The following is a 14,230-nucleotide window of genomic DNA, read 5'->3' on the forward strand; positions in this document are numbered from 1 at the left end:
TCAACGCTAAAATAACAAAATAGCCAAACTTTCTTTCCACAGCGAAAACCAAACAATTTTACCAAACATTAAGCAAACAAACCATCCCGATTCTATCCGATCAATCAAAGGCACCCCAAGTCGAACCCTTCCCCCAGCGGCCCTGTATATATGAGCGCCACAGAACCCGGAGGAAGAAACCCAAGCCAAGCGGAGCTTCCCATACTCAAACTTTTGCTTGATCACATACCAACTAGTCGGTATATAAATACTGAGGAGGATGAAGAATGGCCAGAAAGCAGAACCCTTCAACGAAACTGAACTTGCTGGATGCGGCGCTGACTGTCATTCGGACGAAAGGTTATGCAGCCACGACCGTTGACGATATCTGCACGGAAGCTGGCCTTTCTAAGGGTGCATTCTTTCACCACTTTTCCAGCAAGGAAGATTTGGCTGTTGCGGCTGCTAATTATTGGTCCGAAACGACCGCTGCACTTTTTGCTACAGCTCCTTATCATGAACCTGCCAATCCGTTGGATCGCGTTCTTGCTTATATCGCGTTTCGTAAGGAACTGATCCAAGGCTCGCTGCCGGAATTTACCTGCCTTGTCGGCACAATGGCGCAAGAGACTTACGGCACCAGTCCAGCGATTCAAAAAGCATGTTGGGAAAGCATTTCAGGACACGCCGAGACTTTGGTGACTTATATAGAAGCGGCCACGGAGCAACATGGCGCACCTCGCGACTTTACGGCTGAAAGCCTCGCGCTACATACTCAGTCCGTCATTCAAGGGGCTTTTATTCTCGCCAAAGCGAGCGGCGACCCACAGCGCGCCGTCGAAAGCATCGACCATCTCTATCGATATGTGGAATTACTTTTCAACCGAAAGACGGTCATCCAGACCAACTGAGCAAGGCTACAGGGAGGAAACCATGCCTAGCACCATTCGCTTACACCGTGTCATTGCCGCCAAACCCGAGAAGGTCTATCGCGCATTCGTGGAACCGGATGCGATTGCAAGCTGGATTCCCCCGTACGGGTTCTTGTGCACGGTACACGAAATGACCGCCAAGGTCGGCGGTGGTCATAGAATGTCGTTTCGGAATTTCACGACCGGCGAATCGCATTCCTTCGGTGGCACCTATGTCGAACTCGTCCCCGGAGAACGCCTCGTTTATACCGATAAGTTTGATGATCCCAATCTACCTGGCGAAATGAAAGTAACGATTGACTTGAAAGCCGTATCAGTCGGCACCGAGATCACCATCGCACAGGAAGGTGTCCCTGACATCATACCCGCTGAAGCATGCTATCTTGGCTGGCAAGATTCACTGGACAAGCTGAGAAGGCTGGTTGAGCCGGAAATCAACCAATAGCTCGTATTATTGATGTGCTGAATAGAACTGTGCCGCCATATCGAATTGAGATGCGGCGGCACAGATACATGAGCTCAGCTCTATTTATTCCCACTCTATTATCAACAAGTGCGGTAACCCGCTGAAAATAATGCGAAAATATTTATCTACATGGCGGCATACCGTCAGGATAACCGTCATAAAAGTGGGGTCTTGATATAATTGGATTTTTTGCGCCAGCGGACAAGCTCGTCATTTCGCCATCTATCGCCAGTGACGGGTAGATCCAAATTTCTTGGACGCCGCACCTACTACGATCGCTGCCAGTCCATCATACCAATTTCGTCCCCTCTTTTCCATCGATAACGGCGAATTTCATTCGCCCGCCGGACCCTGTGCCACATCCTTTGTCGCTCTGGGAGATTTCGCGCGTTTGGAGGCCGCTCGAAGTTAGGCGCGAAGGAGGGACTACGTAAATTGTAAGCTTCCTGCTACATATATCGACACTCTGTAGTGCGAAGAGGTCACATGCCTACGCCTCATTACCCTCCGGACGCTGTGCGGCGCACCCTGCGTAAGCTCGGCGCCGATATCCACGATGCCAGACGGCGTCGCCGGCTGCCTATGGCTGTGGTCGCGGAGCGCGCGTTCACGTCACGCTCGACACTGCAAAAAATCGAGGCTGGAAACACCAATGTCAGCATAGGCATTTATGCGGGCGTGCTTCACGCTCTCGGCTTGCTTAATGGGCTCGGCCAGATTGCCCACATTGCCAACGATGCTGTCGGACAGGCACTTGCCAGTGCCGAATTGCCCAAGCACGCCCACGTCAAACGCTCATCGAGGTCGACTCTCGATGACTGACTATGGCGTTGATCTCGACTTGAACGGCCAGACGCCCCCCATTGAGCTGGCCAGGAATGGTCGCGTCCGAGGCCTGCTCGAATCGATGTCACCGTTCTTCGCCCGCGCAAACGCCGCTCCGCCAACACAGGGGGCGCCAAGCTGATGCGGTTCATCTTACCTCTCGCCGAACAGCTAGAAAGAGCGGCGTCCGAGCTTTCGGTTGGCGGTCCGCTGAGCAGTCGACTTGCTCTCATATTAATCGACAACTCATTCGAGTTGATGTGCCACCAACGGTGCGTGGAATTAATCGAGGAAGATAGCCGGGTGTCGAAGCCGGCACTTACGCTGAAAGAAAAGGCGGCCGGACGTGGTCAAGCGTTTGATGCGAAAATCGCTCTCCTGAAACGCGCTGACTTTCTCTCGGAGCTGGACGCCAGATCGATTGTAATTCTACATAGCTATCGCAACCAGCTTTATCACGTGGGCTTGCGAGACGATCCCGTCATCGGGCCTCTCGCCGACCTTTATCTCAAACTCACGCTCGGTCACGCCCCGCGACTGCTGAAGCCTATGCGCTTCCTTCGTTGGGAGGAACCTCTCGCGGACGGCCAGATCGTCGCGCACTTTCCCGAGCTCCTGGCTGCTCGGAAATATTCCTGCAAAGTGGACATCGCCGCTTTCTGCGGTCGGATCGCCGCGCGCGCCAAACCTGATCGGCCGGCAATGAGGGATGCGCTGGCCGACCATCTGATCGCTCTCGCCAACAGATCCGAGGCCGACTTCAGCATCATCGCCAAGGGTCGCAGCGGTAAGGATGATCCCATGGTGACACTGCGACGCGTTCAACAGGAAGCTGACACGATCGCCGAAATCTTACGCCGCCATCGTGAGCGTGAGCGCCAGCTGAAAGCCAACCGGCTCCCTTTCGAACCCTTCGATCCGGACCAGCTCTCAATCGCTCGCGGAAGCCATGTTTTGATCGAGGCGAACCAAAAGCTCCTTCCTAAATGGAAGCCTCGCCATCCGAAATTGCCCTTTCCAAGCTGGCGGCGGCAAGCCGAGAAGCTGCGGCAAGGCACCGATGATCTCGCTGTTCTCGATCAATATGATCGCCTTCACCGCCAAATCGACGACCTCGATGAAATTATGGCCGAGCCGATCCAGGATATGCACGGATGGCATCAGTATCAGGAGGACATGGCGATGGACCGTCGATGATGCCAACACTTCCAGGCGATCGAGCCGCGCCTAGTTTGTCGCCCACCGCCGCCCTCCCCGATCAAAAAGCCACGTCGCGTAGTTTCGTGGACATCACGTCGCTCGCGGACTTGCCGCCCGATTGCCGGTGCGCTGCCGGTTTGTTGCCGACCGTTGTGAATTCGATTGTTATACTCTGCCCAAAATCCGCAATTACAGCAGAGGCGACAGTGAAGAAAGTCATCCCAGACGGAAGTAAGATCAAGACGCTAAGGACCAACGCTGAGCGTGTTTCGACCCAAAAAGAGCTGGCCTATGAAGTTCTGGTAAGTGAACGAACACTGCGCGAGATCGAGAATAAAAATGCACCAGTATCAATCGGGGTTCTTGATCGGCTTGCGAAAGTTCTGAACGTCCGGCGCGAGCAGATTTCATTTCCTTGCGACGATATCCCGCCAGAGCCGCCGCCCGGCGGGAGTGTCTTTTCTACAGCCATAGCCGAGCTACGCGAAGAGCGCGTGATTCCCAGATATGATTACGACCTCGCAAATGTAACGATGGACGAAGGTCTGCTGTTCAAGCAGGCGAATAGCTCGAACGACTTTGCCTGCGAGATCATGATCTCTCTAACGGACGAGGCCGCCGAATATACGCAAGAGCTTATCGCTATTCTCGACGGCCTGACGTGGTCAGTCCGCAGCATTCTCGAGAAAGTATCGCCAAGCGAAGAAATCGCCATTCGTCGCAGGATCAAACAGCTCCTAGTGCTCCTCAGAGGCAACGACGTATGGGTTTACCACACTCATGTATTCCGCCGTTTGCCCGAACGGCATACGCCACTTCCCGAGGGCGAATATGCCGACCTCTCATCGCGTTTCATCATCGCGCTTGCAGCTCCGGCCGAGTGGGGGGAAACGTCCATTCGCGTGCCCATCGACCATGGTCAGCCGTTCATTCTCCCGGCTTGGGACTTAGAAAAGAAAGGTGGCAAGGGCTGATGGTTGACGCACAATCTGCCAACGAAGAGACTCTCACCGAGAACCTTGCTTTCGCCGAGGTGCTCGCCTGGTCCGCGACACGGCCGGCTTGGCAACGGGATGCGTTGCGCCGTCTTGTTCAAAACGACGTTCTCGGCGGTGAAGCGATCGACGAACTTCTCGAAATTTGCCTTGATCCAACGCTTCCACATACACCGCTTTCAGATGCGGACGTATCAACGCAAAGCATTCTGGGCGCGCCGATCAGCGTACTCAGAATTGAGAACACCACCGGCGTCAACGCGCTGGCCTTCGATCAAAAACTCGAGTTCGCACAAACCGGGCTGTCGATCGTCTATGGAGATAATGGCTCAGGAAAATCTGGCTATGTCCGTATCCTGAAGCACGCTTGCCGGACCCGCGATCGTAACAACAAAATTCTGCGTGACGTAGAGGATGCAGCCGCCACGCCGCAGAAAGCGAATATTGTTTTCGTTCGGGGTGCCACAGAGGATGAGTTCGCTTGGAGCCCCGAAGCGCCGAGCCATGCCGATCTGCCGTCGATAAGCATTTTCGACTCTAGGAGCGCCAACGTTCACGTCGAAAAGACGAACGCCGTTGCCTATATCCCCCAGCCAATGCGAGTTCTGGAAGCGTTGGCCGCAGCCTGCGATCAACTGAAGACTAAGCTGGACGATAGGCTAGCCGATATCGATGCCAAGACACCACTGGCAATCAAAACGCCTCAGTTCGGGACCGACACCGCTGCCGGCGCTTTCGTTCACAGTCTTTCCGCAAAATCCAGCGTCGCGCAGCTTGATCTGCTTGCGCAGCTGTCAGACGCCGAAACAGCCCATCTTGCGACACTCGAAAGCGATCTGGCGCAGGAGCCCAAACGCGCGGCTGCAAAAATTGCGACCCAAAAGACCAGGCTCGACGACGGCATCTCCAAACTCAGAAATCTGGTCGAGGCTGCCTCTCCAGTGACATTCGCCACGCGCGCGGCCTTGAAGTCCGAATGGGAAACGAAAGCCGAGAGTGCGACGCTTGCCTCCAACGCATTGTTCGCCGCATCGCCGCTGCCCGACGTGGGCAAGGCAACTTGGCGCACACTCTGGGAGGCCGCCCGCAGATATTCCGATGAGGTCGCCTATCCGACCAGGACGTTCCCGGAGCCGACCGGTCATAATGAGCTATGCGTCCTCTGCCAACAGCCCATGGGACAAGATGCCGTTGCGCGCCGTGTCACTTTTGAGAGCTTCGTCAAAGGCTCGACCAAGGCCGAAGAAGAGGCTGCCGAAAAAGCCCATAGCGACACGCTTCAGAAAGCAGCTGGCAAGGGGATGAGCGTATCAGCGCGCCGTCAGTTCATCGGTTTAGTTGCGAATGAAATTGGTGATGCCGAGCTGGCGGCCTCCCTCAAAGTTTGTGCCACTCAATCCGCCTGGCGGCTTCGTTCCCTCCTCCGGGGCACGGCTGCTCCCGGCCAACCCGCAACTGTGCCCGAAAAGGAACTTGCCACGCTATCGGCCAGTCTTGCCACCCGTTCCCAGCAGCTGTCCGCCGACCAGAATAGCCCAGAGCACCTTACGCTGGTGAAAGAGTATCGCGAACTCAAAGACAGAGAGGCTCTTGGACCATTGCTCGCGGATCTTAAAGCTGAGATCGAACGACGCAAACAGGCAGAAGTCATCATCAAGGCAGCGAAAGATACGGCAAAGCGCTCTGTCACCACCAAGAATAAGGATCTATCGGACAAGCTGGTGACGAACGCGTTACGCGGTCGATTTGCGAGAGAGATCGATAAGCTGAAGCTCGCGCGCATGCCCGTCGAACTTCGAAAAGTCAAAGACTCCAACGCGGTTTCCTATTTTCAGGTGTGCCTTGTTGAAAAACCTGACGAACCTGTAGGCGAAATCTTCAGCGAGGGAGAGCATCGATGCGTCGCGCTCGCCGCATTCCTGGCCGAGCTCGTCACCTCCAAACAATATTCCAGCATCGTCTTCGACGACCCAATGTCGTCGCTCGATCACATCCATCGCAAGGCGGTCGCTGCACGGCTTATTGAAGAAGCGGAACACCGCCAGGTCATCGTGTTCACCCACGACCTAACGTTTCTCTTCGAATTGCGTCGTGAGGCGGAGTCCAAGGCTCGTTCCATTCAGTATCAAACCGTTTGTCGAAAACAGAGCCGACCGGGCTTCGTCGAGGCTGAATTGCCGATGAAGGCCAAGTCCGCGCAGCAGCTCGCGCACGCACTGCGTTCGGAGCTGAAAGAGGCAAAGCATCAGTTTGATTCCTGGCCGGATGCGAGGCGAACCATCTTTTGCAAAGGGATCATCGAACAACTTCGAGAATCCTGGGATCAGGGCATCGCAGACTTCGTCTTTCCGGTGCTCGCTCGCTTTGATAACACCATAAAAGGCAATAGCCTTTTCAAGCTCGCAATCATCAACGAGGACGACGTCAAGACCGTGACGGCTGCGCGAGGTCGCTTGTCGGAAGAGATGCATACAGCCGCAGAAACGCTCAACCCGGAGACCGTTTCCCATGCCGATCTCGTAGCCGAGGTCGCAAAACTCGAGACATGGCTGGCAAGCATTCAGCAGCGTCAGAAGGATGCGAAAGCGCCGGTTACGTCATATGTCTGAGACCTTCTTACTCACGGGAATGTCCTCCCGACGCTCTCGTGCCGCCGCTCTCCCCAAGAGCTCTACGTCGCGATCCTCGCTTACCCTCAACGAGGTTGATCTGGTCACAGGCGAAGCGCGGCCGTGCTGAACTCACGTCAATCAGGATAACCGTCGTCCGTGTTCCATCCGTCAGGCGGCAAGGGACTGGGCAGCATTCGCCCCCCTTTCTTGATACGCAGGATGTTTTCGGCCATCCACGCCGCCTTTGCGCGCTCCGTCCGCAAAGCCTCCTGGCTATGGACGTACAGGCTCAAATCTCCTGTCCAGCGGCCATGGCCTTCAAGATCAAAATCGACTTCCAGGCGCAGACGTTCATCATCGAGCGTTGCGTCCGGAATCCGCACGCCGAGGACGCGATTGACGCACACCAAGGGAGGGTATTCGCTGATTTCTCCTCCGAGCCTGGCAGGAGCGGGAATGCAGGCGAGGCGTACCAGTTCGCACTTCACCAGATGCTCAAACCAGGTCGAGCCGCGTAACGCTTCATAAAGATCGGACAGGTGGCTTCCACCCTCCAGATCGGCAAACCAGGTACCCGGCGGCTGCTCAAGAACCATCTCAAAGGTCTGTTTCCAATACTCCTCTCCGGAGATCATCTTGCCGATATGACGGCTCATTCCCGCAAGCTCGGACGCTGGCCGGCGGTGGGCATCGGGTAGCCATTGAAACGTCATGCTCCACGCTGCTCCTACCCGCGCGACTTCTGGTGTTTTAGCAAGGAGTCCGCCGAGGCCGAGTTCGCTCAAGAGAACATATCGAGACAGCGGCGCCTGCGCGTCGAAACGGCGGACAAAAGCGAACAGATCGTCCGCGGAACCCTGTAAGAAGAACGCCAAGTGCAGAACAATGCAGGATGCGTCGTAGCGGACAACCTGTCCACCAGCGACGATATTCGGCCCAATGGCGATCAGCCCGACCTCGGTTTCGACGCGCGTTCCCAAGCGCGCGAATTCGGTATGGTCACGCCGGATGCGCTTCAGGGTGTCGGCTGGAAAGCGCACGGCATCTCGATCAACGATCCCGTCGCAGCCACGGCACAACCAGATCCCGTTCTCGATATCCGATCTTTCCTCTGACGTGAGCGAAGGATCGTATCGTCTCGCACCGGGGCCTGGTGCTGCTGCTGTGATGTGCGATGCGATGCCGACATTCATGAATGAAACGGGCGACTCGTCGCTGGGGCCAATCGTCGGCGTCTTGCAGATCGAACAGCGATACCCTGCACGGCCAGCGAGAGCCTTCTTTGTGGTCTCAGAGAAGTCGTCTCGATTTGAACTCACCATCCAGCCTCTTTGACTTGATCTACGAATAAGGGGAAAGCCTTCCCCGGCCAGCCACGGTCTGGACCTACTCAGTCTTTGGGGAGGCCCGCGACGCCCCCTTGCCGGAAACCGACAACGCACGGGGAAATTAGCAAACCTTGCATGTCAGAAAAACATAGGCTATTTTCTGACAAATGAAAGCGACGATCACATCAGTTCCCGATCGGATTATGAAGCGCGCTCGCTCTGCTGGGCGTGGCGGCGTCTTCACGCCCAGGGACTTCTTGGACGTTGCCGGACGCGCAGCGGTCGATCAGGCACTTTCGCGCTTGGTCAAAAACGGCGCACTGCGCCGCCTGACCCGTGGCCTGTATGACTATCCCAAGGTCCATCCGAAACTCGGCCAGCTCTCGCCCACGCCCGATGACATCGCACAGGCATTGGCGCGTGAGACAGGATCACAGGTGCAGATCGCAGGCGCTCGGGCCGCGAACGCCCTCGGTCTGACGACGCAGATGCCGGCGAAGAACACCTACCTGACCGACGGGCCATCCCGGCGCGTGGTGCTGGGCAAGCGCGTGGTCGACCTCCGGCACGCATCCCCCAAGCACCTGATCGCCCCCGGCAGCCCGGCGGGCACCGTCGTTCAGGCGCTCCGGCATGTAGGTCCATTGCGCGCCACCGATGTCGCGCAGGTCGCGGCGCATCATCTGTCGGCGTCCGACAAGAAGACCCTGGCGGCCTCGGCCATTCAGGCTCCCGCCTGGATGCGGCCCACGCTCGCCTCGATCGCCAGCACGGATTTGGTCGGAAGCAATGGATAAGGTCGCCCTGCTTCCGACCGAGGACCGCGCCGCCCTCTTTGGAGAAACGGGCGCGGCCCGCGGCATGGCGAACACGATCGTTGAAAAGGACTTCTGGGTCTGCTGGACGCTGAAACGGCTGTTCGCGGTGCAGGGCAAGGATACCGCCTCGCTGGTCTTCAAGGGCGGCACGTCGCTGTCGAAAGCCTTCAACGCCATCCGCCGCTTCTCCGAGGATATTGATCTCTCCTTCGATCGCGCGGATCTCGGCTATACCGGGGACCGCGATCCCGAGAAGGATGGGCTCAGCCGGAAGAAGACCAGCCAGCTAATCGACGACCTCGTGAGCGATGTCGAACAGCATATCGCCGACAAGCTGCTTCCGGCACTCCGCGCCGCGATCGTGGAGCATCTTGGCGAACCTGCCGCCGGAGCATGGTCGCTGGAAATCGACCCCAATGACGCGCAGACGGTGAACTTCCACTATCCCACCGCGCTTCCCGCGACCGAATATGAAAGCATCGGCTACATCACGCCGCGCGTGAAGCTGGAGATGGGCGCGCGCGGAGATCCCTGGCCGACCGAAGAAAAGACGATCCATCCCTATTCGGCGGAGGATTTTCCCGATTTCTTCGACGCGCCGGATGTCGCCGTCACCGTCCTGTCCGCCCGCCGCACCTTCTGGGAAAAGGCCACGGCGCTCCATGCGGAAGCGCATCGCCCGCCGGATTCGCCGATGCCGCAATATTTCTCCCGTCACTATTATGATCTCGCCATGCTGCTCGACACGACCGAGGGCAAGGCGGCCGTCGCCGACGTCGATCTGCTGGCGCAGGTTGCGAAGCACAAGGCGACCTTTTTTCGATCGGGCTGGGCCAGCTACGACACCGCTCGACCGGGGACGTTGCGGCTCATGCCGGACGAAACGCGGGTTAAGGACTTGCGCGCCGACTATCGAGCAATGGCCCCGATGATGTTTGACGAAGCCCCGCCGTCGTTCGACGACGTACTGGAGAGGATTGCGGCACTTCAGGAAGTCATCAATAGATAGATGGACAAAGGGGCTGGGGAGGACAATTTATTAGCGCGATACGTTCAATAGACCTGCGCCTTGTCGATGATCTCGTTGACTTCGTCCGAGGCTCTGGCTTCGTGCTCGATTTTTCTGACACGAGCTTCGCGGAATTTTTCGCATCCGAGCTGAAGGTAAACATCAACGATCCCAAATTCTCGGCGAACGGAGGGTCCAAGGGGAAGCGGCTGCGCTACTTCTTGCAACACTGCGATGACGCCACCGCTGTCCGCACGCTTACCGCGCTCTGGGAACACCGTTCCGAGTATCTGGCCCGTAGCGGGGCAAAGGACCCGATAAACGACGCCGCAACACGCTATCAGGGCTTGATCGACCGCCTCTCCGGCGGCGTGTCGCCCGCGCCGGCTCAGCCTGCGCCCTCGCCCGTCGTCGACCGGCAAAAAATCGCGACCATCAAGTCTGAACTGCTGCGCGTCTCTTCACTCAGCGCGCAGGCACGCGGCTTCGCGTTCGAGGGATTCCTCAAGGATTTGTTTGATGCTTTCGGCCTTGCCGCCCAGGAGCCTTTTCGACTGCGCGGCGAGCAGATCGACGGCAGCTTCCAGCTCGGCAGCGACACTTATCTGCTGGAGGCCAAATGGCACGGCCAGCCTATCGGCGTTGCCGATCTCCACATCTTTCACGGCAAAATCGAGCAAAAGGCCGCCTGGACGCGGGGGCTGTTCATGAGCAATAGCGGCTTCTCCGAAGACGGCCTGGTCGCCTTTGGTCGAGGCAAACGCGTCATCTGCATGGACGGTCTCGACCTCTACGAGATGCTCGACCGGGAAATACCACTCAATCAGGTTCTGGAACGCAAGGTGCGCAGGGCGGCCGAAACCGGCATGCCCTTCCTTCGTGTTCGTGATCTCTTCGCGATCTGAGGCGACGGCGCATGGTTCAGTTCAACGATTGGTGCGACTCGGCAGACACGCCCCTCGGCAATCACCACGTTCGGGTCATGACGGGCCGGCCGGCAGACGCCGCGACCGGTATCCAAGTGACAGCCACCGCCGTTCCCGCACACTATGCCGCCGAGGAACGCATAGCCGCGGCGCTTGCGCGCCTGGGCAAAGCCGCCGCCGCGAAAATGATCACCGATCTTCTCCCGCAAACGCCACAAATCCGATCGGGCGACCTTGGCGAGATCTACGCTACGGAGTGGATCGACGCGCACAGCGGCTATCGCGCACCGATCAAACGGCTGCGCTGGAAGGATCACCGCAACATGGCGATGCGTGGCGATGACGTCATCGGCATGATCCTCGACCCAGCGACACAGCGCCTCCGCTTCCTGAAGACGGAAGCGAAGAGCCGCATCGACCTGCGCGCCCAAACGCTGGAGGAGGCGCGCACCGGCCTGAATAAGGACGGAGGCCTGCCTTCCTCGCACGCCCTATCCTTCATCTCAGCCAGGTTGATGGAGCTGGGCACCGACGCGCCGCTCATCGACGCCATCGATGAGGCGCTCTACCGGAACGGCATCCCGCCCGAGAGCGTGAAACATCTCCTCTTCACCTTCTCAGGAAATTCTCCGCAGGCCCTGCTGACGCAGGCGCTGCAAGCCTATGCCGGCCCGATCGGGCAATGGGGCATCGGTCTGCACGTCAATGGTCACGCCGCCTTTGTCGGGGCCATCTACGATCGAGTCATAGCCGATGCCAACCACCCCTGACGCGATCACGGCGGCGATCACCGACGCGGCAGCGGCGGGCTTCCGCGGCAGGCTGATTGCGCGCGGCCAGGCCCGCGCAATGATCTGGCGTGGTGGTGTTCTCCCGCCGGACGCGCCCGCCTTCTCGCCGCAGCTCAGTTTCGATCTTCACAGTTACGCCTATGGCTTGCTTGGGCTGGGGCTACGTCTCCTCGAACTCGACGGCGACCCGAACCAGGCACGGACGGCGTTCGAACAGGCCGCAACCGCGCTCGAAGCGGTTATGGCCAAAGGCAATCGCGGCGAAGCAGACCGCGACTTCCATTTCGTGATCGCAGCGGCCAGTTATCACCTCGCGCATCTTTCCGCCCGGGCCTATTCCCTCCTTGCAGTCGTGGCCGACGAGGCGAATTTCTCGCCGATCGAACAGGCGCTCGCACTGTTGATGCGCCGAGACATCAACGCGCTGCGCGCGCGAGTGTACGCCTTCCGCCTCGATGGCCGGGGATCAGACGCGACCATTGCGGCGCTCTTCCAGCAGCGCCTCGCCGAGCCCGTCGCCGCCGACGCGCCGGAACGGGACGGAAAAGACTTTCTCTTCGAGGGCCTGGATCTCGCCCTGACGGACGCTTTCTTCGGCGCCTTTGCGATGTTCCTGCTCGCGCTGGATCGCGGCGAACGCGCTCTTCTCGACCGGGCAATCGCCCAGCTTCGCGAGAATCTCGACATCTGCGGGGAGCTGAACCTTCTGCCGCAATGGTGGGTGCATCGGATCGCTATCCATCTGCTTTCTGATCTCTGGTCGAATACCTTCCACGAAAAGGTCCCGCTGCTTCCCGCCGGCGGCGCTGCTCCTTCATGGCCCGGCCTCCGCGAACTCTTCATCGCCTTGCTCGCTCGACGCCCAAGGGCCGAGGTCGACCTATGGCCGTCACAGACCGAGGCGGCGGCGCGCGCTGTCGATCAGACCGACAACCTTGTCGTTTCGCTGCCGACCAGCGCCGGCAAGACCCGCATCGCCGAATTGTCCATTCTCAGATGTTTGGCAGGCGGGCAGCGCGTCATGTTCGTGACCCCGCTTCGCGCCCTGTCGGCGCAAACCGAAACCACGCTTCAGCGTACCTTCGGGCCGCTCGGCAAAACCATTTCCGCCCTCTATGGCAGCATCGGCGTATCCGGCTTCGACGAGGATGCCATCCGCGAGCGTGACATCGTCGTCGCGACTCCCGAGAAGCTTGATTTCGCCTTGAGGAACGATCCGTCGCTGCTCGACGATGTGGGCCTGCTCGTGTTCGACGAAGGCCATATGATCGGTCCCGGCGAACGCGAAGTTCGATACGAGGTTCAGATTCAACGCCTCCTGCGTCGTCAGGACGCCGATCAACGCCGCATCGTCTGCCTGTCGGCCATTCTTCCCGACGGCGATCAAATGGAAGACTTCTCGGCATGGCTGCGGCGCGATCAACCGGGAGGTCCCATCAAACACGATTGGCGCCCGACGCGCTTGCGCTTCGGCGAAGTCATCTGGAACTCGCCGACAGCGCGCCTCAATCTTCGCGTCGGCGATGAAAGGCCCTTCGTGCCCCGATTTCTCACCGGCGCAGCACCGCCGCTGTTCGTGCCGCCGAAGAAGCTTCGCACCAGGCTGTTCCCGGACAATCAGCAGGAATTGAGCCTTGCTACCGCATGGCGTCTCGTCAGCGATGGCCAGACCGTTCTGATCTATTGCCCGGAGCGCCGGAGCGTCGAACCCTTTGCCAAGGTCATCGTTGACCTGCACTCGCGCGGGGCACTCGCGTCCTTGCTCACGGTCAATCCGGCCACCCTGCAGACCGCCATCGCGCTCGGTGAAGAATGGCTTGGGCCGGGCAGCGACATCCTGAAATGCCTTCGACTTGGTGTGGCGCTTCACCATGGCGCCTTGCCGACCGCCTATCGCAAGGAAGTCGAGCGCCTTCTGCGTGATGGTGTGCTCAAGGTCACGATCTCATCGCCGACATTGGCGCAGGGCCTCAATCTCTCGGCGACCGCAGTCGTCATGCACTCGCTCTACCGGCACGGCGAGAAGGTCAAGGTCTCCGAATTCAAGAATGTCATCGGCCGCGCAGGCCGGGCCTATGTCGATGTCGAAGGCCTTGTCCTCTATCCCATCTTCGAGGATGCGAAGAACAAGAAGCACGACGAATGGGTCGGGCTTATCGAGGACCTCGGCGCCCGCGAGATGGAAAGCGGGCTCATCCAACTCCTCCTCTCGCTGTTGACCCGTATGCACGCCCGCCTCGGCGGTAACCTCGACTGGACTTGCCCTTATTTAGTGGAGAGGTTCTGTCATTAATTTACGGTTCGCCGTCTCGAACTGCACCGGCGATTTATACCCGAGGGCAGAATGTC

At 58.6% G+C, this 14,230-nt stretch carries 12 protein-coding genes; 11 read left to right on the forward strand and 1 reads right to left on the reverse strand.

Annotated features, from left to right (window positions below):
• Nucleotides 1–266 precede the first annotated feature (266 nt).
• The 6 genes from QBD00_RS23305 to QBD00_RS23330 all read left to right on the forward strand — a co-directional run bounded on the left by QBD00_RS23305 (nt 267) and on the right by QBD00_RS23330 (nt 7,006).
• Nucleotides 267–890 (forward strand): TetR/AcrR family transcriptional regulator, encoded by a 624-nt coding sequence (locus QBD00_RS23305; protein ID WP_151090933.1) that lies wholly within the window; start codon nt 267–269, stop codon nt 888–890.
• Between the two features lie 22 nt (nt 891–912).
• Nucleotides 913–1,356 carry an SRPBCC family protein gene (locus tag QBD00_RS23310; RefSeq protein ID WP_151090935.1) on the forward strand — a complete coding sequence of 148 codons (444 nt, stop codon included), beginning with the start codon at nt 913–915 and terminating at the stop codon, nt 1,354–1,356.
• 507 nt (nt 1,357–1,863) lie between these two features.
• Nucleotides 1,864–2,199 (forward strand): helix-turn-helix transcriptional regulator, encoded by a 336-nt coding sequence (locus QBD00_RS23315; RefSeq protein WP_318580669.1) that lies wholly within the window; start codon nt 1,864–1,866, stop codon nt 2,197–2,199.
• Nucleotides 2,200–2,505: 306 nt separating this feature from the next.
• Nucleotides 2,506–3,399 (forward strand): hypothetical protein, encoded by an 894-nt coding sequence (locus tag QBD00_RS23320; RefSeq protein ID WP_318580670.1) that lies wholly within the window; start codon nt 2,506–2,508, stop codon nt 3,397–3,399.
• The gene (locus tag QBD00_RS23325; RefSeq protein WP_318580671.1) at nt 3,357–4,376 is read left to right on the forward strand and encodes a helix-turn-helix transcriptional regulator; all 1,020 of its coding nucleotides are present in this window, start codon (nt 3,357–3,359) and stop codon (nt 4,374–4,376) included. Before QBD00_RS23320 ends, QBD00_RS23325 begins: the two co-directional genes overlap by 43 nt.
• Nucleotides 4,376–7,006 carry an AAA family ATPase gene (locus QBD00_RS23330; RefSeq protein WP_318580672.1) on the forward strand — a complete coding sequence of 877 codons (2,631 nt, stop codon included), beginning with the start codon at nt 4,376–4,378 and terminating at the stop codon, nt 7,004–7,006. The genes QBD00_RS23325 and QBD00_RS23330 overlap by 1 nt, the downstream gene beginning before the upstream one ends.
• A gap of 137 nt (nt 7,007–7,143) precedes the next feature.
• Here the strand turns inward: QBD00_RS23330 and QBD00_RS23335 are convergent, their stop codons facing one another.
• A complete protein-coding gene (locus tag QBD00_RS23335) occupies nt 7,144–8,331 on the reverse strand; it encodes a hypothetical protein (RefSeq protein WP_318580673.1) in 1,188 nt (395 codons plus the stop codon).
• Between the two features lie 173 nt (nt 8,332–8,504).
• Here QBD00_RS23335 and QBD00_RS23340 point away from each other — a divergent pair, with 173 nt between their 5' ends.
• From QBD00_RS23340 to QBD00_RS23360, 5 genes are all read left to right on the forward strand, one after another.
• Nucleotides 8,505–9,134 carry a DUF6088 family protein gene (locus QBD00_RS23340; protein ID WP_318580674.1) on the forward strand — a complete coding sequence of 210 codons (630 nt, stop codon included), beginning with the start codon at nt 8,505–8,507 and terminating at the stop codon, nt 9,132–9,134.
• A complete protein-coding gene (locus tag QBD00_RS23345) occupies nt 9,127–10,164 on the forward strand; it encodes a nucleotidyl transferase AbiEii/AbiGii toxin family protein (RefSeq protein WP_318580675.1) in 1,038 nt (345 codons plus the stop codon). The genes QBD00_RS23340 and QBD00_RS23345 overlap by 8 nt, the downstream gene beginning before the upstream one ends.
• A gap of 101 nt (nt 10,165–10,265) precedes the next feature.
• The gene (locus QBD00_RS23350; protein WP_318580676.1) at nt 10,266–11,069 is read left to right on the forward strand and encodes a restriction endonuclease; all 804 of its coding nucleotides are present in this window, start codon (nt 10,266–10,268) and stop codon (nt 11,067–11,069) included.
• Nucleotides 11,070–11,080: 11 nt separating this feature from the next.
• A complete protein-coding gene (locus QBD00_RS23355; protein WP_318580677.1) occupies nt 11,081–11,860 on the forward strand; it encodes a Hachiman antiphage defense system protein HamA in 780 nt (259 codons plus the stop codon).
• Nucleotides 11,844–14,174, forward strand: a complete 2,331-nt coding sequence (locus QBD00_RS23360) for a DEAD/DEAH box helicase (RefSeq protein ID WP_318580678.1) — start codon at nt 11,844–11,846, stop codon at nt 14,172–14,174. The genes QBD00_RS23355 and QBD00_RS23360 overlap by 17 nt, the downstream gene beginning before the upstream one ends.
• Nucleotides 14,175–14,230 lie beyond the last annotated feature (56 nt).

This window comes from Ochrobactrum sp. AN78, assembly GCF_029909885.1.
Taxonomy (GTDB): Bacteria; Pseudomonadota; Alphaproteobacteria; order Rhizobiales; family Rhizobiaceae; genus Brucella; species Brucella quorumnocens.